The organism is Caldimonas mangrovi (assembly GCF_023721835.1).
Taxonomy (GTDB): domain Bacteria; phylum Pseudomonadota; class Gammaproteobacteria; order Burkholderiales; family Burkholderiaceae_C; genus Caldimonas; species Caldimonas mangrovi.
In genome coordinates, this window is record NZ_JAMKFE010000003.1 from 319,600 (window position 1) to 345,268 (window position 25,669).

A 25,669-nucleotide genomic window follows, 5' to 3' on the forward strand; every position below is an offset into this window, starting at 1 on the left:
GCCGGCGCGACAATGCGGCATGGCTCTCGGTGAATTCGAACTGATCGAACGCTATTTCACGCGCCCGGTGCGCCGCGCCGCGCTGGGCGTGGGCGACGACTGCGCGCTGCTGCAGCTGCGCCCCGGCATGCAGCTCGCCACCTCCACCGATCTGCTGATCGAGGGGCGCCATTTCCTGTCGACCGTCGCCCCCGAGCGGCTGGGCCACAAGGCGCTGGCGGTCAACCTGTCCGACCTCGCGGCGTGCGGCGCCGAGCCGCTCGGCTTCACGCTCAGCCTCGCGCTGCCGGTGGCCGATGCCGCCTGGCTCGAGCGCTTCTCTCAAGGCCTGTTCGCGCTGGCCGACGCACACGGCTGCGAACTGGTCGGCGGCGACACCACGCGCGGGCCGCTGGCCGTCAACGTCTCGATCTTCGGCGAGGTGCCGACCGGGCAGGCCTTGCTGCGCAGCGGGGCGCGTACCGGGGATGACGTCTATGTCAGCGGCACGCTGGGCGACGCGCGGCTGGCGCTCGAAGCCTTTCGTGGCGGCCTCGTGCTGCCCGGTGACGCGTTCCAGCGCGTGCGTGTCGCGCTCGAGCAGCCGCAGCCGAGGGTGGCGCTCGGGCTGGCGCTGCGCGGGCTGGCGACCAGTGCCATCGATGTGTCCGACGGGTTGGCCGGTGACCTGGCGCATGTGTTGCGCCGCTCCGGCGTGGGCGCAACCCTGCGGCTGGACGCACTGCCGCGCAGCGAGGTGCTCACGGCGCAGCCCGAGACGTGGCAGCGGCAGTGCCTGCTGTCCGGCGGCGACGACTACGAACTGCTCTTCACGGCACCGGCGCACCGGCGCGACGCGGTCCAGGCGGCCGCCGAGAGCGCCTGCGTGCCCGTCAGCCGCATCGGCGCGATCGAGCCCGAGCCCGGGCTGCGCCTCGTCGACGGGCGCGGCCACCCGGTCGAATGGCAGTTGTCCGGCTTCGACCATTTCCGCACATGAATCCGCACGTCTCCGATATCCCCTATGCCGACCTGGGCCCCGATGCACCCGTGCGGGTGACGGCTGCCTTCATGCGTTCCCATCCGGCGCACTGGCTCGCGCTCGGCTTCGGTAGCGGGCTCAGTCCCGCGGCTCCGGGCACCGTCGGCACGCTGTGGGCCTGGCTCAGCTTCATGGTGCTCGACCTGTGGCTCACCGACCTGCACTGGGCCGTGCTGTTGCCGCTGGCGTTCGTGATCGGCTGGTGGGCCTGCACCGTCACTGCCGCGCACCTGCAGGTGAACGACCCGGGCAGCATCGTGTGGGACGAGATCGTCTGTTTCTGGACGGTGTTGTGGTTCGTCACGCCGGCCGGCCCGGTGGGCGGGCTGTCGGTGCTGTGGACGCAGCTGTGCGCTTTCGCGTGGTTCCGCTATTTCGATGCCGTCAAGCCCGGTCCCATTCGCTGGGCCGACGCCCGGTTCAAGGGGGGCGGCTGGCGCGGCGGTTTCGGTATCCTGTTCGATGACGTGGTCGCCGCCTTCTGCACCTTGCTGGTGTTCGCGCTCTGGCGATTCTGGTAGCGACGCGGCTCGAAAGGAACAGCCATGGGCAGCCTCGGACTCGATCGCCTGGTGGAAGTGCAGGCGCTGGACACGCTGCTGACGCAGCTCGGTCTGGCGTTGAGCGCGCGCGGGCTCAAGCTGGTGACGGCCGAGTCGTGCACCGGCGGGCTGATCGCCGGCACCTGCACCTCGATCGCCGGTTCCAGCGACTGGTTCGAGCGCGGTTACGTGACCTACTCGAACGAGGCCAAGACCGAGCTGCTCGGCGTGCCGGCCGAAATGATCGAGCGTCATGGCGCCGTCAGCCGCGAAGTGGCGATGGCGATGGCGCTCGGCGCCTTGCAGCATTCGCGCGGGCAGGTGAGCGTCGCGGTCACCGGCATCGCCGGGCCCGGCGGGGGCTCCGAGGCCAAGCCGGTCGGCACCGTCTGGTTCGGCTTTGCACGCGGCCAGGACTTCGTGCAGACCGAGGTCTTGCTGTTCAAAGGCGACCGCACCAAGGTGCGGGCCGCCGCCGTCAGGCATGCGCTGGTGCGTGTGCTGTCCTTCGTCGGCAATGACTGAACGGCCGGCGGCACACCCATGAGCTTGTTGCTGGCAGGCCGCTTCGAGCCGGTGGAACGCGAGGCCTGGTGCACCGAGCTGCGGCGTGCATTGCCCGACGAGACGCTGACGGTGTGGCAGCCCGGCCTGCCGGCCGGGCTGCGTGTAGCGGTCGATGTCGCGGTCGTTGCCAACCCGCCGCCGGGCAGCCTGCAGGGTCTGCCGAAGTTGCGGCTGGTGCAGTCGCTGTGGGCCGGCGTCGAGCGGCTGCTGGCCGACCCCGAGTTGCCGGCTGCCGTGCCGCTCGCCCGCATGGTCGACCCGGCGATGAGCGAGGCGATGGCCGAGACGGCGCTGTGGGCGGTCCTGTCGCTGCACCGCTGCTGGTTCGAGCGTCTCGACGCTCAGCCGCGTGGGCAGTGGGCACCGCACTCTCCGCAGCGACGGGCCGACGAGGTCGTGATCGGGGTGCTGGGGCTGGGTGAACTCGGCCGTACCGTCGCGCTGCGGCTGCAGGCCAACGGCTACCGCGTGCTCGCGTGGAGCCGGCGCGCCAAGGTCCTCGAGGGCGTCGAGACGCTGCACGGCGACACGGGCTGCGACGCGCTGCTGGCGCAGGCCGAGATCGTCATCAACCTGCTGCCGCTGACGCCGCTGACACGCGACTTCTTCTGCGCACGCACCTTCGCGCGCATGCGACCGGGTGCCAGCCTGGTGAACCTCGCCCGCGGCGCGCACGTCGTCGACGAAGACCTGCTGGCGGCACTCGACCGCGGCGTGTTGCACCGGGCGGTGCTCGATGTCTTCCGCACGGAGCCGTTGCCGCCGGGCCACCCGTTCTGGCGCCATCCGCGCGTCACCGTGCTGCCGCACGTCGCCGCGCAGACCGACCCGCGCACGGCTGCGGCCGTGGTCGCCGACAACGTGCACGCCCTGCGCGCAGGCCGCCCGCTGCGCCACCTGGTGGACCGCGGCGCCGGATATTGAGGCCGCCGAGGCTCAGGCGCGCAGCGCGAGCCAGCGCGGCGACGCGGTGGCGTTCGGCGGCGTGGCGGTGGCGTCGACCACCATCAATGCCAGGCGGCGCAGCGCCGCCCAGGGGTCGAGCGGCCAGTCGGGGTGGCGCAAACCCTTGACCAACCCGTCGCAGATGGCGGCCGCATCCAGCAGCGCCAGCAGGCTGGTGTCGCCGACGCGTGGCAGCGCACGCTCGAACAACTTTTCCTTCACGCCCCAGACGCGCTGCTCGCGCAGCGCGATCGGCAACGGCCGTCCGGCGGCCATGGCGTCCTTCACGCGCTTCAGCGCGCGGATGTCCTCCGCCAGTGTCCAGTGCACCAGCACGGCGGCCTCGCCTTCGGCTTGCAGGCCGTCGAGCATGCGCAGCACCCGCGCCGTCTGGCCGGCGAGCACCGCTTCGGTGAACTTGAAGACGTCGTAGCGCGCGACGTTGAGCACCGCGGCTTCGACCTGCTCGAAGCTCAGCTCGCCGGCCGGATAAAGCAGGCCGAGCTTCTGGATCTCCTGGTGCGCGGCCAGCAGGTTGCCTTCGACGCGGTCGGCGAAGAAGGCCAGCGTGCGCTGGCCGGCCTCGCCGCCCTGCACGCGCTGCCCCTGGCTGCTCAGCCGCTGGGCGATCCATTGCGGCAGCACTTTGCGCTCGACGGGGTCGACGCGCAGCGTGACGCCGGCACCGTCCAACGCGGTGAACCAGGCACTCGACTGCGTGGCCCTGTCCAACCGCGGCAGCACGACGATGGTGACGAGGTCGTCGCCCAGCGTTCCGCAATAGCGCTGCAGCGCCTCGGAGCCGTCCTTGCCCGGCTTGCCGCCGGGAATGCGGATCTCGATCAGCCGCTTGTCGGCGAACAGGCTCAGTGCCTGTGCGGCGCCGAGCAGTTCGCCCCAATCGAAATGCGCGCCGGCCACGGTGTGCACGGTGCGCTCGGTGTGGCCGGCGGCACGTGCGGCGGCACGGATGGCATCGCAGGCTTCCTGCGCCAGCAGCGGCTCGTCGCCGTAGACCGTGTAGAGCGGGCGCAGCTCGCGCTGCAAATGGGCGCCGAGCTGGTCGAGCCGGACCTGCATTACAGCTCGACCGCAGCGAGTCGCCGCATCACCTGCGCGACGATGTCGCGCCGCATGTAGCGCACCAGTTCGGCCTCTTCGCTTTCCTTGCCGAGCGCGTCGGTCTCGTTGTAGCTGAAGGGCTGGCTGAGCACCAGTTCGGTCTCGGGGATCAGCTCGCGTCCCGACGGCGTGCGCAAGCGGAAGCGCAGCCGCGTGCGCACGGTGATTTCGCGCACCTGACCGGCGGCCGTGGTGGCGCTGGCCGAGCGGCTGATGCCGTCGTCCAGCACGTCGAGCACAACCTGCGCGTCCTTGGCGGCCTCGACCACCTGCACCGCCGGGGCCGCGGCCAGCTGACGCCGCAATTCGTCGCCGATCTCCGAGTGGCGGGCGAAACCGAGCTGGATGCTGCGGAAGGCGAATTGCTGTGCGCCGCGCAACTGAAAGCCGCAGCCGGCGGCCAACAGCACCGGCACGGCGGCGATGAGCAGGGCGCGTCGTGTGGTCATCCGGCTCACACCACCACGTTGACCAGCCGGCCCGGCACGACGATGACCTTCTTCGCCGTTCTGCCTTCCGAGAACTTCGCGAACTCAGGGCTGGCGAGCGCCGCCGCTTCGATCGCGGCCTTGTCGGCCGAGGCTGGCACCATCACCGAGCCGCGGTGCTTGCCGTTGACCTGCAGCACCAGCTCCACCTCGTCCTGCACCAACGCGCCTTCGTCGACACGCGGCCACGGGGCGTCAAGCAGGTCGCCGTACTGGCCGGCGTAGTCCAGCTCCTGCCACAGCGCGTGGGTGATGTGCGGGCAGGCAGGGTAGAGCACGCGCAGCAGGATGCCGAGCGCCTCGTGCACGGCCCACGATGCGTAGTGGCGGTCGGCGTGGCCTTGCGCGTCGAAGCCTTCCAGCGTGTTGAGCAGCTTCATGCAGGCCGACACCACCGTGTTGTACTGCATGCGCTCGTAGTCGTAGGTGGCCTGCTGCAGCAGGCGGTAGACCTCCAGCCGCAGCTTCTTGACGTCCGACGGCGCTGCCGCGTAGATCAGCTCGGCGGCCAGGCCTTCGGGCAGCGCTTCGGCCACCTGTTCGCGGTGCGCCTGCGCATAGGTCCACAGCCGTTTCAGGAAGCGGTGTGCGCCTTCGACGCCGGCGTCGTTCCACTCCAGCGTCTGCTCCGGAGGCGAGGCGAACATCACGAACAGGCGGGCGGTGTCGGCGCCGTAGCGGTCGATCAGGTCCTGCGGGTCGACGCCGTTGTTCTTGGACTTGCTCATCGTGCCCACGCCTTCGTAGGTCACGGACGAGCCGTCGCTCTTGAGCCTGGCGCCGACGATCTTGCCGTGTTCGTCGTGCACATTGTCGACGTCGTGCGGCCAGAAGTATTCGACGCCGCCCTTGTCGTTGCGGCGCGAGTAGATGTGGTTGAGCACCATGCCCTGCGTCAACAGCTTCACGAAGGGTTCGTCGACCTGCACCAGGCCCAGGTCGCGCATCACCTTGGTCCAGAAGCGCGCATACAGCAAGTGCAGGATGGCATGCTCGATGCCCCCGATGTACTGGTCCATCGGCATCCAGTACTGCGCGCCGCCGGCCACCATCTGCTGGTCGTTGGTCGGGTCGCAATAGCGCATGAAGTACCACGACGAATCGACGAAGGTGTCCATCGTGTCGGTTTCGCGCTGCGCCGGCTTGCCGCACTTGGGGCAGGCGACATTCAGGAAGTCGGCGCGCCTGTTCAGCGGGTTGCCGCTGCCGTCGGGCACGCAGTCGGGCGGCAGCACGACCGGCAGGTCCTGCTCGGGCACCGGCACCGAGCCGCAGTCGTCGCAGTGGATGATGGGGATCGGCGTGCCCCAGTAGCGCTGGCGGCTGACGCCCCAGTCGCGCAGGCGCCAGGTGGTCTTCTTCTCGCCCAGGCCCTGGGCTGCCAGGGCGTCGGCGACCGCGTTCACCGTGTCCTTGTAGCCCTGGCCGTCGAAGGCGCCTGAGTTGACGGTGATGCCGCGCTGCTTGTCGCCGTACCACTCGGCCCAGGCCTCGGTCGAGAAGGTCTCGCCCTCGACGGCGACCACCTGCCGGATCGGCAGGCCGTACTTCTTCGCGAACGCGAAATCGCGCTCGTCGTGCGCCGGCACACCCATCACCGCGCCGTCGCCGTAGCTCATCAACACGTAGTTGCCGACCCACACCTCGACCGGGTCGCCGGTCAGCGGGTGCGCGACGAACAGGCCGGTCGGCAGGCCTTCCTTTTCCTTCAGCGCGAGTTCGGCCTCGGTGGTGCCGCCCTTCTTGCATTCCTCGATGAAGGCGGCCAGCTTTTCGTTCGAGGCCGCGGCGTGCTGCGCGAGCGGGTGTTCAGGTGCCACGGCGCAGAAGGTCACGCCCATGATGGTGTCGGCGCGTGTCGTGAAGACGTACAGCCTGCCGTCCTGGATCGGCTGCCCGTCGGCAGCGCGGATGTCGTGCGGGAACGCGAAGCGCACGCCCTCGCTCTTGCCGATCCAGTTCTCCTGCATCAGGCGCACGCGTTCGGGCCAGCCGGGCAGGTGGTGGGCCACCTGGTCGAGCAGCTCCTCGGCGTAGTCGGTGATCTTCAGGTAGTAGCCCGGAATCTCGCGTTTTTCGACCAGGGCGCCGGTGCGCCAGCCGCGGCCGTCGATCACCTGCTCGTTCGCGAGCACGGTCTGGTCCACCGGGTCCCAGTTGACGACCTGGGTCTTGCGATAGGCGATGCCCTTTTCGAGCATCTTCAGGAACAGCCACTGGTTCCACTTGTAGTAGCTGGGATCGCAGGTCGCGATCTCGCGCGACCAGTCGATCGCCAAGCCCATCGCCTGCATCTGCTTCTTCATGTAGGCGATGTTGTCGTACGTCCACTGCGCCGGCGGCACGCCGTTCTTGAGCGCGGCGTTTTCGGCCGGCAGGCCGAACGCGTCCCAGCCCATCGGCATCAGCACGTTGTAGCCGCTCATGCGCAGGTAGCGCGTCAACATGTCGTTGATCGTGTAGTTGCGCACGTGGCCCATGTGCAGCTTGCCCGAGGGGTAAGGCAACATCGAGCACGCGTAGAACTTCTTGCGGCTCGTGTCTTCGGTCACGCGATAGGCATCGCGCGACTGCCAGAGGGCTTGCGCGTCGGCTTCCACCTGGCGGTGGTCGTAGGCGGGGAGTTGTCGGGTGTTCATGGGGCTGGGCACGCCTGTTCGAGGCGCGCCGGTCCTGCTTCGGGCAAGGAAAGGGTGGCCGATTATAGGAACCGGGGCGAAGGTGCGGCCATCGCCGCGACGGGCCTATCGTGTGGGCGCTGTCGCCGGCTCGGCGACGAAGGCGATGCGGTTGAGGCCGGCCTTCTGCACCGCGCCGATCAGCTCGGCGACCTGGCCGTACGGCACGGCGCGGTCGGCGCGCAAATGCACTTCGGTCTGCGGGTCCTGCTTCGCGCGCGAGGCGATGCGGGCTTCCAGCTCCTGCGGCGCCAGCTTCTGGTCATCCAGGTAGACGCTGCCGTCCGGCGTCATGGCCACGGTCACGAAGCGTGGCGCCTCATCGGGCGCGGCGGCGTCGGTCCGGGGCAGGTCGAGCTTCAGGCTGGAGGTCATCAGCGGCGCCGTGATCATGAAGATCACCAGCAGCACCAGCATCACGTCGATCAGCGGCGTCATGTTGATCTCGCTCATCGGCCGCGGGCCGGCCGTGCGTTCGAGGCGGCCGAAGGCCATCTCAGGCGGCCTCGGTGGTGCTGTCGCGCCCGCCGGGGCCCGCGACCATCTCGCGCAGGTCGTGCGCGTAGCCTTCGAGCTCGGCTTCGCATCCGCCCACCAGCTTGCCGAACACGTTGTAGGCCAGCACCGCGGGGATCGCCACTGCCAGGCCGGCGGCCGTCATGATCAGCGCCTCGCCGACCGGCCCCGCGATCTTCTCGATCGTGATCTGGCCTTCGGAGGCGATCGTCACCAGCGCATGGTAGATGCCCCACACGGTGCCGAACAGGCCGACGAAGGGGGCGGTGCTGCCGATGGACGCCAGCAGCACCTGGCCGAATTGCAGGTGGCGCAGGCTGGCGTGCAGCGCGTCGCGCAGGCGGCGCGTGAGCTGCGATTCGAGGTGGCCGCTCGATGCCAGCGTGCCGGCGGCCGGCGTGCGCAGCGCAGCGTCGAGCAGCGGGCTGAGCAAGCCCTCGCGGTCCAGGCCGGCCAGGCGTTGCCGGCCGTCGACCACCGAGCCGGCGGCCCAGAAAGCCGGCACGGCGCGCTCGATGTCGATGCGCGCGCGCCGCAGCAGCCAGCCCTTCCAGAAGATCACGACCCAGGCACTCACCGACATCGCGAGCAGCAGCAGCGCGACCGCCCGGGTGACCGCGTCTGCCTCGATCCAGAAGTGTTCGAAGCCGCCCATGCCGGTTTTCGGTGCCTGACGAAGCTGCAGCCGGCTCAGGCCATGCCCAGCACGTCGTCCATGCCGTACAGGCCGGTGGACCGGCCGGCCAGGAAGCGCACCGCGCGCAGGCTGCCTTGCGCATAGGTGGCGCGGCTGGACGACTTGTGCGTGATCTCGATGCGCTCGCCGGTGCCGGCGAACAGGACGGTGTGGTCACCGACGATGTCACCGCCGCGCACCGTCGCGAAACCGATCGTCGACGGGTCACGCTCGCCGGTCACGCCTTCGCGGCCGTAGACCGCGCACTGCTTCAGGTCGCGCCCGAGCGCAGCGGCCACCACCTCGCCCATCTTCAGCGCGGTGCCGCTCGGCGCATCGACCTTGTGGCGGTGGTGTGCCTCGATGATCTCGATGTCGTAGCCCTGGTCGAGTGCGCGCGCGGCCATGTCGAGCAGCTTCAGCACGACGTTGACACCCACGCTCATGTTGGGAGCCATCACGATCGCGATGTCGCGGGCGATCTCGGCAATCTGCGCCTTCTGCGCCTCGCTGAAGCCGGTGGTGCCGATGACGGCCTTCACGCCGCGTGCGCGGCAGGCCAGCAGGTGCGCCAGAGTGCCCTCCGGGCGGGTGAAGTCGATCAGATACTGCGCCTGCGTCAGGCCGGCCTCGACGTCTGCACCGATCGCGACACCGGACGCCTGCCCCAGGAAGGCGCCGGCGTCCTGCCCGAGCGCCGGGCTGTCCGGTTGGTCGAGCGCCGCGGCGAGCCGGCAGTCGTCGGCGGCGAGCACGGCTTCGATCAGCGTGCGGCCCATGCGGCCGGAACTCCCGGCAATGGCGATGCGGTGGGTCATGGCTTGCAGGTGTCGGGGAAAGAAGCGGTGGGCCGGCGAGCGTCAGCCGCCGGACGGTTCGAGCGGCGGGTAGGTGCGCGCGGGCGCCGCACGGGGCGCTTCTTCGGCCGGGCGCGGCGCCGGGGGCGGCAGCGCCTTGAGCTGCTCTTCGGTCAAGGCCAGCTTCGGCGGGTCGCCGCGGCGCTTGAACGTGTCGATCGAGTCGACGAACTCTTGCTCGCTCGGCAGTTCGTCGGCTTCGACCCGCGCCAGCTGCTCGCCGTCGAAGTAGGCCGTGACGCGACGCCGCTGAGGCTCGGCGCCCTGGCGCCGGATCGTGAACATGTAGTCCCAGCGATCGGCGTGGAAGATGTCGGTCAGCAGCGGCGAGCCGAGGATGTCGCGCACCTGCGTGCGGCTCATGCCGGGGCGGACGGCGGCGGCCATCTCGCGCGTGACGACATTGCCCTGCACCACTTCGATGCGGTAGGGGGTGATGACGCCGAGGAAGCTGTCGCTCGACTGCAGCGAACTGCACGCCGCGAGGGCCCCGAAGGCCGCGATCAGGCCGGTGCGGCCGGCCCAACGAATGATGAGGAACATAGGGGTATGTGCGGGGGAAGCACGGGAGTGGCCCGCAACCTCGATATGATGCGCGGATTCTACCGGGTGGGCCTTGCTGTGCCGCCCCTGGACGCGGACGGAGCCGCACCATGACCAACGTCGACGAACTGAAGAGCAGCGGCCTGAAGGCCACCTTGCCCCGCCTGAAGATCCTCGAGGTCTTTCAGACCGGCAAACAACGCCACATGACGGCCGAAGACGTCTACAAGACGCTGCTGGCCGAGGGTTCGGACATCGGCCTCGCCACGGTCTACCGCGTGCTGATGCAGTTCGAGCAGGCCGGCCTGCTGTCACGCAACCACTTCGAGGCCGGCAAGGCCGTCTTCGAACTCAACGAAGGCAAGCATCACGACCACCTGGTGTGCGTGGTGTGCGGGCGCGTCGAGGAGTTCTACGACGCCGAGATCGAACGCCGCCAGCAAGAGATCGCCAAGGAGCGCGGCTACGAGCTGCAGGACCATTCCCTGTCGCTGTATGTCGTCTGCACCGACTGCAAGGGCAAGGCCACCCTCGGTCACCACTACCACGCCGAACGCTAAGGGGGGCGGCCCACCCCCCTACGCGCTTCGCGCGCCCCCTCAGGGGGCGGCCCAAATGGACCGGCAAAGCCGGATCCGCGAGGCCACCGGGGCGATGACGCCTATGACGAGGCGACAGCGCATGCCTCACCGCCGGGATGTCAGCGCAGGCGCTTGCCGCCCGAGTGCCGCCGCGGATCCGGCTTTGCCGGTCCGCCAGCGGCGCCCCCTTGAGGGGGCGGCCGAAGGCCGTAGGGGGTGGCCCCTATTCACCCCGCAGCATCGCCTGCTGGTGCCGCTCGATGAATTCCTTGTAAGTGTCGATGCCTCGCAGCTGCAGGATGGTGTTGCGCACCGCTGCTTCCACCAGCACCGCGAGGTTGCGGCCGGCGTCCACCGCGATCACCACCTTGCGCACCGGCACGCCGAGGATGTCTTCGTAGAGCGGCTCATAGGGCAGGCGCTCGAAGTCCCGTTCGAGGGTTTCCTTGCGCACCAGGTGCACGATCAGCTTCAGGCGCATCTTCCGGCGCACTGCGGTCTCGCCGAAGATCGCCTTGATGTCGAGCAGGCCGATGCCGCGCACCTCGAGCAGATTCATCAGCAGTTCGGGGCAGCGGCCTTCGATCGCGCTTTGCGAAACGCGGTACAGGTCGACCGCATCGTCGGCCACCAGGCCATTGCCGCGCGAGATCAGCTCCAGCCCCAGCTCGCTCTTGCCCAGGCCCGATTCGCCGGTCAGCAACACGCCCAGCCCGAGGATGTCCATGAAGACGCCGTGGCGCGTGGTGCGCTCGGCGAAATGCATCGACAGATAGCTGCGCATCACGTCAATCACGAAGCCGGCGGACTCCTGGGTGACGAACAGCGGGATTTCGGCGCGCTCGCACATCGCCACCAGCTGGTCCGGTGGCGTCTGCCCGTCGGCGACGACCAGCACCGGCGGCTCCAGCGTCACGATGCGCGAGATGCGGCGAGCCTGGTCCTCGGCGTTGGCGTCGGCCAGGTATTCGACCTCCCGGCGGCCGACGATCTGGACGCGGTAGGGGTGGATGTAGTTGAGGTACCCGACCAGGTCGGCGGCGGACTGGGCGTCGCGCACCGCCACTTCATCGAACCGGCGTTCAGGGTGGGCATGGCCGGCGATCCACTGCCACTTCAGGGTGGGGCGCTGGGCTTCGAAAAGGGCCTCTGCGCTGATGACGGTGGGTTTCAATCGGCGCGCCCGGGCAGCAAGCGAAGCGAGGGTGGCGTCACGCCACCGACTTCAACGGCTCCCAGGAAGAGATCATTTCGTGCACCTTCACGGCGTCCTGTTCCGTCTTGAGGCGCTCGCGCAGGTCGCGGTCGGACAGCAGCTCGGCGATCTCGGAGAGGATCTCCAGGTGCCGTTGCGTAGCAGCCTCGGGGACCAGCAGGAAGATCAGCAGGCTGACGGGTTCGTCGTCCGGTGCGTCGAAGGGGATGGCTTGCTGTACTCGCAAGACCGCTGCTTGCGGGTTCTTCAGCCCCTTGATGCGCCCGTGCGGGATCGCGACGCCGTGGCCCAGCCCGGTGGAGCCCAGGCGCTCGCGTGCGAAGAGGTTGTCCGTCACGGTGGCCCGCGCAATGGCGTGATGGTTCTCGAACAGCAGGCCGGCGTGCTCAAAGGCCCGCTTCTTGCTGGTGGCGTCCACGTTCACCAGCACGTTGCTGGCGGGCAGGATGGCGGCGAGACGGTTCATCTGGGGTCACGGCGCACGGGCCTTCAACCTTGGATCAAGGCTTGGGCTGGCGCGGAGTCAGTGACAAAGCGTTGCATTATAGGAAGCTGAATGGCAGCTCTATCGGATAGAGGGCCGACCTCATGGCTTGGTTCCGATTGTGCTCTGCTTGTTGCGATGCAGCAAGCAGACGGTGTGGCAACTGTCACAAATGACAAGCGGCCCTGAGGCCGCCTGTCGGGAAAAGCGTGATCGAACCTTACTGCGGGGTTTCGGTGATGGCGCCGTCCATGCGCTTGGGCGACTCATGATGATGGTCTTGCAGGCGGCCCTTGTGCTTGACGACCTGGCGATCGAGCTTGTCCATCAACTGATCGATGGCCGCGTAGAGGTCCTCGTGAGAGGTTTCACAGAAAATGTCCTTGCCTTTCACGTGGACGTTGACCTCGGCCTTCTGCCGGCGTTCCTTCTCCTTCAGCTTCTCAACGCTCAATAGCACGTTGATGTCCACCACCTGATCGAAATGCCGGGTGACCCGGTCCAGTTTCGTGAGCACATACTCTCGCAGGGCAGGCGTGACTTCCAGGTGATGGCCGCTGATCGTCAGATTCATAAGTCCTCCTTTCCGAAGGGTTGAGGAAACGACGTGTCTTGCGGGACCAGTGTGCCGCCGCCTTCCGGACATGACAAGCGCGTGACGGGAATACCCGAAATAGGCTTGTTCCCAATCAACCTGCAGGTCAATTTGAGGGATGATGCGCAGTGCTCCGGCACGCCGCGAACCCGGTGGTCTTCCGGTTGCGATGCGCCTGTCGCTCAGGGCATGGCGCGCACGCGATCGGCAACTGTTCTTGCCAATGCTTGCAACAGCTGCGTGATCGACTGCGCGTGGGCCTCCGGTGTGTCCGAGGCTGCCGCCACCGTTTCGCGTTGCCGCCCCGATGCCATGACCCGCGGGCTGGGCTGCAGTTGCGAGACCGACCATCGCGCTTCGGCCTCGAGCTCGCGGCGCGAGCGCGAAAAATCGAGCGGGCGCAGGTGCAGCGACAGGCTGATCTCCGGTTGAGCCTCGGCGCAACTGGCTTCGCAGATCGTCCAACCCGGCAGTGCGTCGCGCAGTGCGGCGGCCAGTTCACGGGTGACGCCGACCTCCAGCCGCTCGGCCCACAGAACGCCGGGCCATGCCTCCAGCGTGCTGCTTTGCGCGCGGTAGCGGACGTGCCGCGTTTGCAAGTACTCGGGGATCTCCGTGCGGCGCACGACCAGTACTTTCGCGGAGGTGCCGGCCGCCGGCGCCGGTGACGCAGGTGCCGCCGCGGGCAGCGTCAGCAGGACCGCAGGCGGCGTCTTGTTGGCGCAGCCGGCCAATGTGACGGCAAGGAGGCCGGCCGCGACGGTTTGGAGGGCGCAGCGTTTCATGTTCAATCTTTGCCGAAGATCACGGCGTTCGGTTTTTCTTCCAGGACTTCGCTCCATTCGCGCAGCCCTCTCGCGGCGAGCGCCAGGTCGCGCACGGCAGAGTCGAGGTCGGCTCGCAGCGAGGTGCCCGGTGCGGTCAGCTCAGCGACACGATTCATTGCCAGACGTGCACTGTCGGCAGCGTCACGTGCACTGGCCAATGTCTGCTGAAGGTCCGGTCCGGCGCGGGTGACGGTTTCCCGGGCGCTGTCGGCCAGCCGGCTCACCGAGTCAAGCGTGCTGTCAGCGCGACTTTGCATCCGATCGAGGGCCGTGGACGCCGAGGCGAGCGTCTTGCGTGCCTCGGCGGCAGTGCCTGCGATCTCGGTGCTTGCGGTGTCGAGGGTCGTGCCGGTCTTGACGAGCGTCTCCTGCAACAGCTTCAGCGTGGCCCGCAAGTCCTGCACCGTCTCGCGCAGCGGCAGCTCGGCGACCTGGTCGATCAGCGCGTCGAAGCGGTCGCCGAGCGTGGGGATCTCCGGCACGGGGCCGGAGCTGACGAACACTGCCGGGGTGTTCGGAGCGAAATCGAGTTCGATGTACTTCTGGCCGGTGACGAAACTCTGTGCCAGCAGGCGGGCGCGCAGGCCGCGCTGCACCAAGGCGGGCAGGTCGGGCGGTGCGGCGTCCGCGCTGCCCGAGAACTGCACCGCGTCGGCGCGAATCGACACAAGCACCGGGATGCGGGCGTTCAGCGTCTGGTCGTCCACTTCGATGCCGATCGACTCGACGCGGCCGACCGGCACACCGCGGAAGGTGACGGGCGCACCGACGTACAGGCCGTTGACGCTGCCCTTGAAGTAGACGGCGGCGCGCAGTTCCTGCTGGAACAGCGCGTTGCCGCTCAACCAGATGATGCCGATCACCAGCAGCACCAGGGCGCCGATGACGAAGCTGCCGACAAACAAGGCGTGACGTTTCATGAGGCGGTCGCAATCTCCGGCTGGGGCTCGGGCTCCTCGCGGTGCAGGAACGCACGCACCGTCGGGTGTGGCGCATGATCGCGCAATTCCTTCGGGCTGCCCCGGGCGATCGGGTGGCGGCTGTCGGCGTCGAGAAAGATGCCGTCATCGGCCACCGCGAGCAGGCTGGGCAGCTCGTGGCTGACCATCACGACGGCGGCACCGGTGCGCTCGCGCACGTCGAGAATCAGGTCGTCGAGGCGCTTCGAGCTGATCGGGTCGAGCCCGGCCGATGGTTCGTCGAGGAACAGCAGTGGCGGCTCGGTGGCGAGCGCACGCGCCAACCCCGCGCGCTTCTTCATGCCGCCGCTGATGTCGGCCGGCCGGTAGTCGGCGAACTTCTCCAGCTCGACCCACTCGAGCACTTCACGCGCGCGTGCGTCGCGCTGCTTCGCATCGAGGCCGGTGTGCTGCTCCAGCGGCAAGCAGACGTTCTCGAGCAGCGTCATCGACGACCACAGGGCGCCGCTCTGGAACAGCATGCCGAAGCCCCTGCGCATCTTCGCGCGCGTGGCTTCGTCTGCGCTCCAGAAATCGACGCCGTCGTATTCGACACGGCCGGCTGCCGGGTGCAACAGGCCCACCAGGTGCTTGAGGAGCGTGCTCTTGCCGCAACCGCTGCCGCCCATCACCGCGAAGACGGTGCCGCGCTCGACGTCGAACGAGACGTCGCGTTGGATCAGCCGGTCGCCGAATCGCATCTCGAGGTCCCGTACCGCCAGCAGCATGTTCACACTCCCAGCGCGTTGGCGCACACCGCGAACACCGCGTCGAGCGAGATGATGCCGACGATGCTGAAAACCACCGCCCGCGTCGTGGCCGTGCCGACGCCGGCGGCGTTGCGCTGCGCGTACAGCCCGAAATAGCAGCCGGTCATGGCGACCAGCGCGCCGAACACGAAAGACTTGATCAACCCGAGACCGACGTGGGCCCATGACAGGGCCTGGAACGTCCGCTCGAAGTAGGCGGCCGGCGCGAGGTCGAGCATGCCGACGCCCACCAGCATGCCGCCGACCAGGCCGGTGGCGCAGCCGTAGACGTACAGCAGCGGCATCAGTAGCAGCAGCGCGAGCACACGCGGCAGCACGAGATAGTCCACCGCCGGCAGCCCCAGTACTTCCAGTGCGTCGATTTCCTCGTTGGTCTGCATCGTCGCCAGCTCGGCAGCAAACGACGCGCCGGTGCGACCGGCCATCACGACGGCGGTGATGACGGCAGCCATCTCGCGCGATACCGCGATGCCGACCAGGTCGGCGACGTAGATCCCGGCGCCGAACTTGACCAGCTGCACCGCACCGACGAAGGCGAGGATGGCGCCCACCAGCACGTTCACGACCGTGACGATGGGCAGCGCTGCGGCGCTGCAGTCGGCCGCCACGCGTGCGAAATCGCGCGCCGGAAAGCGCCAGCGGCCGCGCAGACCCGCCGCCGCGGTGAGCAGTACCTGCCCGAGGAAGGCCACTGCGCGCAGCGGCAGCAAGGCGGGGGCGGTGGCAACGGCGTGACGCATGGGCTCGGATTGTGAGGGGATCGTGGGCTGTGTGTCGATGCGGCAGCAGGGGCCGCCATCCATCGGGCGGTGCGATAACGACCTCGAGAAGCAAGAGAAATTCGATGCAGTTCGTTACGGATGCTTGCTTCTCGCCGTGTGAACGGTATAACTCGGTGCCGCGAACTCCGCCTCGTCAGCCGGTCTGCCGGGGTCCGCGCTTTCCGATGCAAGACCCGATCCCACCCGACATCCAGGATTTCGTGCTACGGCACATCGACTCCATCGCGCACATGGAGGCGCTGCTGATGCTATGGCGCGAAGCCTCTCAAGGCTGGCAGTCGGATGCGGTGGCGGCCCGCCTGTACATCCCCGTGAGCGACGCCGACGAGGTCCTGGAGCGGCTCGCGGGACTGGGGCTGCTGCGCAAGGAGTCCGGCAGTTTTCACTACGACTGCGACTCGCCGCAGACGCACGAGATGGTCGGCCGCCTGGCGGGCCTGTATGCGAGCCATCTGATCCCGATCACCAACCTCATCCACGCCAAGCGCGAAAACCGCATCCAGCAATTCGCCGATGCCTTCAAGCTGAGAAAGGGCGATTGACGATGGCCAGTGTCATCTACTTCCTGTGTGCGCTGACGGCGGCACTGTGCGCAGGATTCCTGCTGCAGGCCTACGGCCGCGGGCGCTACCGTCTGCTGCTGTGGAGCGGCCTGTGCTTCGTCGGTCTGGCGATCAACAATTTCCTGCTGGTGCTCGACAAGCTGGTGTTTCCCACCACCGACCTGTCGCTGTTGCGCAGCGCGACAGCCCTGGCCGCGATGCTCGTGCTGCTGTACGGGCTGATCCTCGATTCGGAGTGATGCAATGAACTCACTGCTGCTCGGCGCGATCGCGATGGCCTCGGTGGTGGCCTCGTTGTTCTTTCTGCGCTTCTGGCGCCAGACGCGCGATCGCTTCTTCCTGTTGTTCGCGCTGGCCTTTCTGGTCGACGCGGTCAACCGGGTCGCGCTCGGCCTTCAGCACGGCACCGAGGAACAGGAGCCGCTGTTCTACGGCGTGCGCCTGCTCAGCTTCAGCCTGATCCTCATCGCGATCATCGACAAGAACCTACGCGCGCGGCGCAAGCCCTGAACACCTCGCTTCAGGGAGACGCTGCGCGCGTGTCTGCGCCGGGTGCCGCACGCCGCTTCCACTGCATGATCTCGCGTCCGATGTCCATCGGGTTCGCCGGCTTCACCAGGTGGCGATCGAATCCCGACTGCAGCGCCATCTCGCGGTCTTCCTGCTGGCCGTAGCCGGTCAGCGCGATCAGCAGGGCCGACCGCGTCGACGGCATCTGGCGCAGCCGGCGCGCGACCTCGTAGCCGTCCAGCCCCGGCAATCCGATGTCGAGCAGCACCACGTGCGGCTGGTAGACCGGTGCGCAGGCCAGCGCCTGCAGGCCGTCGGTGACGGTCTTCACTTCGTGCCCGTCGAGCGACAGCACCACGGCGACACTGTCGGCCGCGTCCTGGTTGTCGTCGACGATCAGCACGCGCACGCCGTCGCCCTGAACGCCGTGCACCTCGAGGGCGGGAGGGCGGTGCGCCTCGACCACACTCAGACAGGGCAGGAAGACGCGGAACTCGGAGCCGGCGCCGAGCCCCGCGCTGTGCGCCTCGACCCGGCCCTGGTGCAATGCCACGAGCCGCTGTACCAGCGTCAGGCCGATGCCCAGCCCGCCCTGACTGCGGTCCAGCGTCTGCTCGCCTTGCTCGAACAGGTCGAACACCCTCGGCAACAACCGCGCATCGATGCCGACGCCGTTGTCGCGTACCGAGAGGCACAGCTCGCCGGCGTCTATGGCGGCCCGCAACTCGATGCTGCCGCCTTCCTCGGTGTACTTCGCGGCGTTGTTGAGCAAGTTGGCGACGATCTGGGACAGGCGGGCGAAGTCGCCCTGCAGCCACACGGGCTGCGGCGGCAACGACACCTCCAGCACGTGCCGGCGGGCCTCGATCAAGGGGCGCGTCGTCTCGACCGCATGCGCGACCACTGCAGCCAGCTCGGTCGGTTCGCGGTGCAGCGCGATCTTGCCCTGGTTGATGCGTGCCACGTCGAGCAGTTCCTCGACCAGCCGCGTCAGGTGCCGCACCTGGCGATCCATCACGTCGCCGGCCCAGACGATCTTCGGGTCGGGCGGGGCCACGCGGCGGACCAGCTCGATCGCATTGCGGATCGGTGCCAGCGGGTTGCGCAGCTCGTGCGACAGCATCGCGAGGAACTCGTCCTTGCGCCGGTTGACCTCCAGCAGCTCCGCCTGAGCCTGGCGGCGTTCCTCGATCTCGTTCTCCAGGCTGCGGTACAGCCGGGCGTTTTCCAAGGCGATGGCCGCACGGCCCGCCAACTCCTCGAGCGCTGTGACATGCCAGCGGCCCGCCTGCGACGTGACGGCCAGCAGCGCGCCGCGCATCTCGCGGCCCACCATCATCGGCACGGCAGCGGCGCCGAGCCCTGCAGCCGGCGTGTCGGCGAGCCAGTGCGGCAGCCATGGTGCTTCGTCCGCCTGCACCAGGCCTTGAGCCTGCATGCAGCGGTCGACCAGCGCCCGCGCGGCGGCCGGCACGGCCTCGTAGTCGCATTCCTGCGCGGGCGCGTCGTCCATTTGCACCAACGCATGACGCAAAGCACCGTGGTCGTCGGTGCGCACCAGCAGCGCCAGCCTGGCCGGCTCGGGCACCAGCAGCCGCAGCAGTTCGCGCGCGGCGACCTCGGCATCGAGCGAGCCGCCGAGCACGCGGCTGGCCTGCGCCAGGAAGGACAGGCGCCGCGACTGCTCCTCGGCGGCATGACGCGCCGCTTCGGCGGCGGCCAGCGCCACCCGTTCCTCGGCCTGGCGGCGCGCGCGCTGCTGCATCGCGTACAGCTCGACGAACACCTTGACCTTGCTGCGCAGCACCTCCGGCACCACCGGCGACAGGATGTAGTCGACGGCGCCGAGCGAGTAGCCGCGGGCGGTCTGCATCTCGTCGGCATACGCGGTGATGAAGATGATCGGCGTGTGTGCGGAGCGCTTGTAGCTGCGGATCAGACGGGCCGTTTCCAGGCCGTCGATGTCCGGCATGTTGACGTCGAGCAGGATCACCGCGAATTCACGCTGCAGCACCTCGCGCAGTGCGTCGCTGCCCGAACGCGCGAACACCAGGTGCTGCCCGAGGTCTTCGAGCACGGTGTGCAGCACCAGCAGCTTGTCGGGCAGGTCGTCGACGATGAGGATGCTGCCCGGCGGGTCGTCCCGCTCGTCCACCGCGGGTGTCAGCGGCACAGCCAGCTCCGCAGCACGGCCAGCAGATGCGGGGTGTCGACCGGCTTGGACAGGTAGTCCCAGGCGCCTGCCTGCAGGCACTTCTCGCGGTCGCCCTTCATCGCTTTCGCGGTCACTGCAACGATCGGCAGTTCGCGCCCGCCGGGGAGCTTGCGAATCTCCTGGATGGTCGCGATGCCGTCCATCTCCGGCATCATGATGTCCATCAACACGATGTCGATGTCGCGCTGTTCCTGCACCAGCCGGATCGCGTCGCGCCCGTTCTCGGCCGAGACGATCCGCATGCCATGGTCATCGAGCACGGTCGCGAGCGCGAAGATGTTGCGCATGTCGTCATCGACGATCAGCGCTTTGCGTCCGTGCAGCACCTGGTTGTCGCGGTGCAGTTCCTCGAGCGCGTGACGCTCGGGCTCCGGCATCGACGCCAGGTCGCGGTGCAGGAAGAACGCGGTGTGGTCGAACAGCCGGATCACCGAGTCGGCCACGCGCGAGGCGGGCGGCAGGCGCCAGACCGGCGCGGCATGCGCGGCCTCGTGGGCGGGCGCATGCAAGACGAGCGGCAGCCCGGGGCCGCCCGCTTCGATCGTTTCACGCAGAGCGCCGGGGTCGAGCCCGCCGAGCCGGGCGTCCACCACCACCATGTCCGGGTCGCTCGACGCCAGCGCCTGCGCCAGCGCTGCGGCCTGCTCGACCAGCGTGACGTCCACGTCGCGCAGGCAGGCGAGGAACTCCTGCCGCTCGCGCGAAGCCGGCATCGCGACGACCACCCGTTGCGGGCGCCCGGCGTGGCGTTGCAGTCCGCCGACCGCCTGGTCGACCAGGTCCTTCGACTGCAGCGGCTTCGACAGGAAGGCAGAGGCCCCGGCGGCGTAGGCTCGTTCGCGCGATTCGTCGGTCGACGCGACGACGACCGGCACGTGGCGCAATCGGAGGTCGGCCTTGAGCCGGTCAAGGATGCGCCAGCCCTGCATGTCGGGCAGGAAGATGTCGAGGGTGACCGCGCTGGGCGTGTACTGCAGCGTCATGGCCAGCGCTTGCGCGCCGGTGCTCGCGACGATGCCCTTGTAGCCGTGCTGGCGGGCCGACTCGAGCAGCACTTTCGCGAACGTGAGGTCGTTCTCGACGATCAGCAGCAGGCGGTCGTCGGGGCCGGTGTCTTCCCGGTCGTCGTCGGCCTCGTTGGGGAACAGCGGCTCGTCGGCGGCGGACACGGGCTCGAGCGCCAGCTCCAGCGGCGTCGGGCGGAACGCCTCCGGCGCGGGCGCCGCGGACAGCCGCTGAGGCCGCGACGTGCGCTGCGGCATGTGGCTTTGAGGCAGGAACAGCGTGAATGCGCTGCCCTTGCCCGGCGCGCTGACGAGACGGATCTCGCCACCGAGCAGGCGCGACAGTTCTCGGCTGATCGCGAGGCCCAGCCCGGTCCCCCCGTACTTGCGGCTGGTCGAGCCGTCGGCCTGCTGGAAGGCCTCGAAGATGATCTGCTGCTTGTCGGGCGAGATGCCGATGCCGGTGTCGGCCACCTCGAAGGCGATCACCTGTGCCGCGCGGTTCAGTTCCTCGTGGTCGGCCGACCAGCCGCTGCGCGCGGCCGTCAGCGTGAACGACACCTGCCCCTGATGCGTGAACTTGAACGCGTTCGACAGCAGATTCTTGATGATCTGCTGCAGCCGCTTCACGTCGGTGACGATGCTCTTGGGCACCGGCGGCTCCAGGCGCACGAAGAAGTCGACCTGCTTCGATTCGGCGAAGTGGCGGAAGCTGCGCTCGATGTAACGCTGCAGTTCGTCGAGCCGCAGCTCGCTGACATCCACCGCCACGGTGCCCGACTCGATCTTCGACAGGTCCAGGATGTCGTTGATCAGCATCAGCAGGTCGTTGCCCGACGAGTGGATCGTCTTGGCGAAGTCGACCTGCTTGGTGCTCAGGTTGCCGTCGGGGTTCTTGCACAGCTGGTCGGACAGGATCAGCAAGCTGTTCAGCGGCGTGCGCAGCTCGTGCGACATGTTCGCGAGGAACTCGGACTTGTACTTCGACGTCAGCGCCAGCTGCTCGGCTTTCTCTTCCAGCGCTTGCCGGGCCTGCTCCACTTCCTGATTCTTGCGTTCGACCTCATGGTTCTGGTGCGCCAGCAAGCGGGCCTTCTCCTGCAGCTCCTGGTTGGTCTGCTGCAGCTCCTGCTGCCGGCTCTGCAGTTCCTCGGCCAGCGACTGCGACTGTTTCAGCAGGTCTTCGGTGCGGCTGTTGGCCTCGATCGTGTTGATCACGATGCCGATCGACTCGGTCAGCTGGTCGAGGAAGGCTTCGTGCACCGGGTTGAAGCGCTCCAGCGACGCGAGTTCAAGCACGCCGCGCACCTGTCCCTCGAAGACCACCGGCAGCACCAGCACGTCCATCGCGGCGCTTTCCGACAGGCCCGATGCGATGCGAAAGGCCTGTGACGGTACGTTGGTCAGCAGGATCTTTTCCTTGTCGAGCGCGCACTGCCCGACCAGGCCCTGGCCCAGCTCGATCTCCTTGCCGTGGGTGTGCTGGCCGCCCGATGCATAGCTTGCCAGCAGCTTCAGCTTGGAGGCGTCGGCCGCGCTGCCTCTGACGTAGAACTCGGCCTGCTGCGCGCCGACCACCGGTGCCAGCTCGGAGAGGATCAGCTGGCCCACCGTGACCAGGTCTTTCTGGCCCTGCAGCATGCGGCTGAACTTCGCGAGGTTGGTTTTCAGCCAGTCCTGCTCGGTGTTCTTCTGCGTGGTGTCCTTCAGGTTGCGGATCATCTCGTTGATCGTGTCCTTCAGGGCTGCGACCTCGCCTTGCGACTCCACCGTGATCGAGCGTGCCAGGTCGCCCTGCGTCACCGCGGTCGCCACCTCGGCGATCGCGCGCACCTGGGTCGTCAGGTTTGCGGCGAGTTCGTTGACGTTCTCGGTCAGGCCCTTCCAGATGCCCGCGGCACCCGGCACCTTGGCCTGCCCGCCGAGCTTGCCTTCGACGCCCACCTCGCGCGCCACGGTGGTCACCTGGTCGGCGAAGGTCGCCAGCGTGTCGGTCATCGAGTTGATGGTCTCGGCGAGTGCGGCGATCTCGCCCTTGGCTTCCACCGTGAGCTTCTGCTTCAGGTCGCCGTTGGCCACCGCGGTCACCACTTTCGCAATGCCGCGCACCTGCGAGGTCAGGTTGCCGGCCATGAAGTTCACGTTGTCGGTCAGGTCCTTCCAGGTGCCCGAGACGCCTCGCACCTGCGCCTGCCCGCCGAGCCGGCCTTCGGTGCCCACCTCGCGCGCGACGCGCGTCACCTCGGCGGCAAACGACGACAACTGGTCGACCATGGTGTTGATCACGTTCTTGATCTGCAGGATCTCGCCGCGCACGTCGACCGTGATCTTCTGCGTCAGGTCGCCCATTGCGATGGCCGTCGCCACCTTCGACACGTCGCGCAGCTGCACCGTCAGGTTGGAGGCCATCGAGTTGACCGAATCGGTCAGGTCCTTCCAGGTGCCGGCGACGCCCTGCACGTCGGCCTGGCCGCCCAGCTTGCCTTCGGTGCCCACTTCGCGTGCCACGCGCGTCACCTCGGCGGCGAAGGAGCGCAACTGGTCGACCATCGTGTTGATGGTGTTTTTCAGCTCGAGGATCTCGCCCTTGACGTCGACGGTGATCTTCTTCGACAGGTCGCCGGCCGCGACGGCCGTGGTCACTTCGGCGATGTTGCGCACCTGGGAGGTCAGGTTGCCCGCCATGAAGTTGACCGACTCGGTCAGGTCCTTCCACGTGCCCGCCACGCCCTGCACGTCGGCCTGTCCGCCGAGTTTTCCTTCGGTGCCCACCTCTCGTGCAACGCGAGTCACTTCAGCCGCAAAGGACCGCAGCTGGTCGACCATGGTGTTGACGGTGTTCTTCAGCTCGAGGATCTCGCCCTTGACGTCGACGGTGATCTTCTTGGAGAGGTCGCCGGCCGCGACGGCCTTGGTCACGTCGGCGATGTTGCGCACCTGCGAGGTCAGGTTGGAGGCCATCGAGTTGACCGACTCGGTCAGGTCCTTCCAGGTCCCGGCCACCCCCTGCACGTCGGCCTGTCCGCCGAGCTTGCCCTCGCTGCCGACCTCCCGCGCGACGCGCGTCACCTCGGCGGCGAACGACGAGAGCTGGTCGACCATGGTGTTGATGGTGTTCTTGAGTTCCGAGATCTCGCCCTTGACGTCGACGGTGATCTTCTTGGACAGGTCGCCGGCGGCGACGGCCGTGGTCACCTCGGCGATGTTGCGCACCTGCGAAGTCAGGTTGCCGGCCATGAAGTTGACGGATTCGGTGAGGTCCTTCCAGGTGCCGGCGACGCCCTGCACGTCGGCCTGGCCGCCCAGCTTGCCTTCGGTGCCGACTTCGCGCGCCACACGCGTGACTTCGGCGGCGAAGGATCGCAACTGGTCGACCATGGTGTTGATCGTCGCCTTCAGTTCGAGGATCTCGCCCTTGACGTCGACGGTGATCTTCTTGGAGAGGTCGCCGGCAGCGACGGCCTTGGTCACGTCGGCGATGTTGCGCACCTGGGACGTCAGGTTGCCGGCCATCGAGTTGACCGAGTCGGTCAGGTCCTTCCACGTGCCCGAGACGCCGCGCACCTCGGCCTGCCCGCCGAGCCGGCCTTCGGTGCCCACCTCGCGTGCCACGCGCGTCACCTCGGCCGCGAACGACGACAGCTGGTCGACCATGGTGTTGATCGTCGCCTTCAGTTCGAGGATCTCGCCCTTGACGTCGACGGTGATCTTCTTGGACAGGTCGCCGGCGGCGACGGCCTTGGTCACGTCGGCGATGTTGCGCACCTGCGAAGTCAGGTTGGAGGCCATCGAGTTGACCGAGTCGGTCAGGTCCTTCCAGGTGCCGGCGACGCCCTGCACGTCGGCCTGGCCACCCAGCTTGCCCTCGGTGCCGACTTCACGAGCGACCCGCGTCACTTCTGCCGCGAACGAGCGCAGCTGGTCGACCATCGTGTTGATGGTGTTCTTGAGTTCCGAGATCTCGCCCTTGACGTCGACGGTGATCTTCTTGGACAGGTCGCCGGCGGCGACGGCCGTGGTCACTTCGGCGATGTTGCGCACCTGCGAAGTCAGGTTGGAGGCCATCGAGTTGACCGACTCGGTCAGGTCCTTCCAGGTGCCGGCGACGCCCTGCACGTCGGCCTGGCCGCCGAGTTTGCCTTCGCTGCCGACCTCGCGGGCGACCCGCGTCACTTCGGCGGCAAAGGACCGCAGCTGGTCGACCATGGTGTTGACCGTGTTCTTCAGCTCGAGGATCTCGCCCTTGACGTCGACGGTGATCTTCTTGGAGAGGTCGCCGGCGGCGACGGCCTTGGTCACGTCGGCGATGTTGCGCACCTGGGACGTCAGGTTGCCGGCCATCGAGTTGACCGAGTCGGTCAGGTCCTTCCACGTGCCCGAGACGCCTTCCACACGTGCCTGGCCGCCCAGGCTGCCCTCGGTGCCGACTTCGCGCGCGACCCGCGTCACCTCGGACGCAAAGGAGCGCAACTGGTCCACCATCGTGTTGATCGTGTTCTTCAGGGTGAGGAATTCGCCCTTCACATCCACATCGATCTTTTTCGACAAGTCACCTTTGGCGACCGCGGTCGTCACGTCGGCGATGTTGCGCACCTGGTCGGTCAGGTTGCCGGCCATCGAGTTGACCGAGTCGGTCAAGTCCTTCCAGGTGCCCGCGACGCCCTTGACCTTGGCCTGGCCGCCGAGCTTGCCTTCGGTGCCGACCTCTCGCGCGACGCGCGTGACCTCGGCCGAAAAATTGCCGAGCTGCTCGACCATCTTGTTGATCGTTTTCGCGGTCCGCAGGAACTCGCCCTCCAGTGGGCGGCCTTCGACTTCGAGCGCCATGCTCTTGGACAGATCGCCTTGCGCCACCGCGCCGATCACGCGCGCCACCTCGCTGGTCGGGTGCACCAGGTCGTCGATCAGCGAGTTGATGCAGTCGATCGAGTCGCGCCAGAAGCCGTGCGCACCGTCCAGGGCGGCACGCTGCTTGAGCTTGCCTTCCTTGCCGACCACCTGGCGCAAGCGCGCGATCTCGTGCGCCATCTCGGCATTGCGCTCGACCACGTCGTTGAAGACCTCGGCGACCCGCCCGTGCAGCCCGCTCCAGTCGGACGGCAAACGCACGCTCGCGTCCCCTCGTCGCAAGGCGGTCAATGCGGACAGCAGTGACGCCAGTTCCTCGGAACCGCTCCCCACTGCAACGGCCTCGGGTGCGTTCATGAC

24 protein-coding genes are annotated in these 25,669 nt (G+C 68.0%); 8 read left to right on the forward strand and 16 right to left on the reverse strand.

Features of this window, described 5'->3' with window-relative positions; genetic code table 11:
* Positions 1-19 precede the first annotated feature (19 nt).
* Genes thiL through M8A51_RS06620 form a run of 4 tightly spaced genes read left to right on the forward strand, consistent with a single transcriptional unit; the run spans position 20 to position 3,054 of the window.
* Positions 20-979, forward strand: coding sequence for a thiamine-phosphate kinase (thiL, locus tag M8A51_RS06605; protein ID WP_251777402.1), 960 nt, complete (start codon positions 20-22; stop codon positions 977-979).
* A complete protein-coding gene (locus M8A51_RS06610; protein ID WP_251777403.1) occupies positions 976-1,542 on the forward strand; it encodes a phosphatidylglycerophosphatase A family protein in 567 nt (188 codons plus the stop codon). The genes thiL and M8A51_RS06610 overlap by 4 nt, the downstream gene beginning before the upstream one ends.
* Positions 1,543-1,566: 24 nt before the next feature.
* Positions 1,567-2,088: a CinA family protein gene (locus M8A51_RS06615; RefSeq protein ID WP_251777404.1), complete on the forward strand. Its 522-nt coding sequence runs from the start codon at positions 1,567-1,569 to the stop codon at positions 2,086-2,088.
* An 18-nt stretch (positions 2,089-2,106) separates the two neighbouring features.
* Entirely contained in the window at positions 2,107-3,054 is a 948-nt protein-coding gene (locus tag M8A51_RS06620; protein WP_280926006.1) for a 2-hydroxyacid dehydrogenase, read from the forward strand.
* A 12-nt stretch (positions 3,055-3,066) separates the two neighbouring features.
* Here M8A51_RS06620 and holA read toward each other — a convergent pair whose 3' ends face one another.
* The 7 genes from holA to M8A51_RS06655 all read right to left on the reverse strand — a co-directional run bounded on the left by holA (position 3,067) and on the right by M8A51_RS06655 (position 9,955).
* Entirely contained in the window at positions 3,067-4,155 is a 1,089-nt protein-coding gene (holA, locus tag M8A51_RS06625; protein WP_251777405.1) for a DNA polymerase III subunit delta, read from the reverse strand.
* Complete coding sequence (locus M8A51_RS06630; protein WP_251777406.1) at positions 4,155-4,646, reverse strand: LPS-assembly lipoprotein LptE; 492 nt, start codon at positions 4,644-4,646, stop codon at positions 4,155-4,157. Before M8A51_RS06630 ends, holA begins: the two co-directional genes overlap by 1 nt.
* Before the next feature lie 5 nt (positions 4,647-4,651).
* Positions 4,652-7,324, reverse strand: a complete 2,673-nt coding sequence (leuS, locus tag M8A51_RS06635) for a leucine--tRNA ligase (RefSeq protein ID WP_251777407.1) — start codon at positions 7,322-7,324, stop codon at positions 4,652-4,654.
* A 105-nt stretch (positions 7,325-7,429) separates the two neighbouring features.
* Positions 7,430-7,858, reverse strand: coding sequence for an ExbD/TolR family protein (locus M8A51_RS06640; RefSeq protein WP_251777408.1), 429 nt, complete (start codon positions 7,856-7,858; stop codon positions 7,430-7,432).
* Position 7,859: 1 nt separating this feature from the next.
* Entirely contained in the window at positions 7,860-8,534 is a 675-nt protein-coding gene (locus tag M8A51_RS06645; protein ID WP_251777409.1) for a MotA/TolQ/ExbB proton channel family protein, read from the reverse strand.
* A gap of 35 nt (positions 8,535-8,569) precedes the next feature.
* Positions 8,570-9,373 carry a 4-hydroxy-tetrahydrodipicolinate reductase gene (dapB, locus tag M8A51_RS06650; protein WP_251777410.1) on the reverse strand — a complete coding sequence of 268 codons (804 nt, stop codon included), beginning with the start codon at positions 9,371-9,373 and terminating at the stop codon, positions 8,570-8,572.
* A 42-nt stretch (positions 9,374-9,415) separates the two neighbouring features.
* Positions 9,416-9,955, reverse strand: a complete 540-nt coding sequence (locus M8A51_RS06655) for an outer membrane protein assembly factor BamE (protein WP_251777411.1) — start codon at positions 9,953-9,955, stop codon at positions 9,416-9,418.
* Positions 9,956-10,065: 110 nt separating this feature from the next.
* Here M8A51_RS06655 and fur point away from each other — a divergent pair, with 110 nt between their 5' ends.
* On the forward strand, positions 10,066-10,515 hold the full coding sequence (gene fur / locus M8A51_RS06660) for a ferric iron uptake transcriptional regulator (RefSeq protein WP_251777412.1): 450 nt from the start codon (positions 10,066-10,068) through the stop codon (positions 10,513-10,515).
* Positions 10,516-10,759: 244 nt separating this feature from the next.
* Here fur and hprK read toward each other — a convergent pair whose 3' ends face one another.
* The 7 genes from hprK to M8A51_RS06695 all read right to left on the reverse strand — a co-directional run bounded on the left by hprK (position 10,760) and on the right by M8A51_RS06695 (position 16,127).
* Positions 10,760-11,710: an HPr(Ser) kinase/phosphatase gene (gene hprK / locus M8A51_RS06665; RefSeq protein WP_251777413.1), complete on the reverse strand. Its 951-nt coding sequence runs from the start codon at positions 11,708-11,710 to the stop codon at positions 10,760-10,762.
* 37 nt (positions 11,711-11,747) lie between these two features.
* Positions 11,748-12,218, reverse strand: a complete 471-nt coding sequence (locus tag M8A51_RS06670; protein ID WP_251777414.1) for a PTS sugar transporter subunit IIA — start codon at positions 12,216-12,218, stop codon at positions 11,748-11,750.
* A 238-nt stretch (positions 12,219-12,456) separates the two neighbouring features.
* The gene (gene hpf, locus M8A51_RS06675) at positions 12,457-12,810 is read right to left on the reverse strand and encodes a ribosome hibernation-promoting factor, HPF/YfiA family (protein ID WP_251777415.1); all 354 of its coding nucleotides are present in this window, start codon (positions 12,808-12,810) and stop codon (positions 12,457-12,459) included.
* Between the two features lie 203 nt (positions 12,811-13,013).
* Entirely contained in the window at positions 13,014-13,616 is a 603-nt protein-coding gene (locus M8A51_RS06680; RefSeq protein ID WP_251777416.1) for a PqiC family protein, read from the reverse strand.
* Between the two features lie 2 nt (positions 13,617-13,618).
* On the reverse strand, positions 13,619-14,578 hold the full coding sequence (locus M8A51_RS06685) for an MlaD family protein (RefSeq protein ID WP_251777417.1): 960 nt from the start codon (positions 14,576-14,578) through the stop codon (positions 13,619-13,621).
* Positions 14,575-15,345: an ABC transporter ATP-binding protein gene (locus M8A51_RS06690; protein ID WP_251777568.1), complete on the reverse strand. Its 771-nt coding sequence runs from the start codon at positions 15,343-15,345 to the stop codon at positions 14,575-14,577. Before M8A51_RS06690 ends, M8A51_RS06685 begins: the two co-directional genes overlap by 4 nt.
* Before the next feature lie 2 nt (positions 15,346-15,347).
* The gene (locus M8A51_RS06695; RefSeq protein ID WP_251777418.1) at positions 15,348-16,127 is read right to left on the reverse strand and encodes an MlaE family ABC transporter permease; all 780 of its coding nucleotides are present in this window, start codon (positions 16,125-16,127) and stop codon (positions 15,348-15,350) included.
* Between the two features lie 206 nt (positions 16,128-16,333).
* On the opposite strand from M8A51_RS06695, the gene M8A51_RS06700 reads away from it, so the two are divergent.
* The 3 genes from M8A51_RS06700 to M8A51_RS06710 are packed head-to-tail and all read left to right on the forward strand — an operon-like array spanning position 16,334 to position 17,242.
* A complete protein-coding gene (locus tag M8A51_RS06700) occupies positions 16,334-16,711 on the forward strand; it encodes a hypothetical protein (RefSeq protein WP_251777419.1) in 378 nt (125 codons plus the stop codon).
* A gap of 2 nt (positions 16,712-16,713) precedes the next feature.
* Positions 16,714-16,971 carry a DUF5985 family protein gene (locus tag M8A51_RS06705; RefSeq protein WP_251777420.1) on the forward strand — a complete coding sequence of 86 codons (258 nt, stop codon included), beginning with the start codon at positions 16,714-16,716 and terminating at the stop codon, positions 16,969-16,971.
* A gap of 4 nt (positions 16,972-16,975) precedes the next feature.
* Positions 16,976-17,242 carry a DUF5985 family protein gene (locus M8A51_RS06710; RefSeq protein ID WP_251777421.1) on the forward strand — a complete coding sequence of 89 codons (267 nt, stop codon included), beginning with the start codon at positions 16,976-16,978 and terminating at the stop codon, positions 17,240-17,242.
* 10 nt (positions 17,243-17,252) lie between these two features.
* Here the strand turns inward: M8A51_RS06710 and M8A51_RS06715 are convergent, their stop codons facing one another.
* Positions 17,253-19,415 (reverse strand): response regulator, encoded by a 2,163-nt coding sequence (locus M8A51_RS06715; protein WP_251777422.1) that lies wholly within the window; start codon positions 19,413-19,415, stop codon positions 17,253-17,255.
* On the reverse strand, positions 19,406-25,666 hold the full coding sequence (locus M8A51_RS06720) for a HAMP domain-containing protein (protein ID WP_251777423.1): 6,261 nt from the start codon (positions 25,664-25,666) through the stop codon (positions 19,406-19,408). Before M8A51_RS06720 ends, M8A51_RS06715 begins: the two co-directional genes overlap by 10 nt.
* Positions 25,667-25,669: the final 3 nt, after the last annotated feature.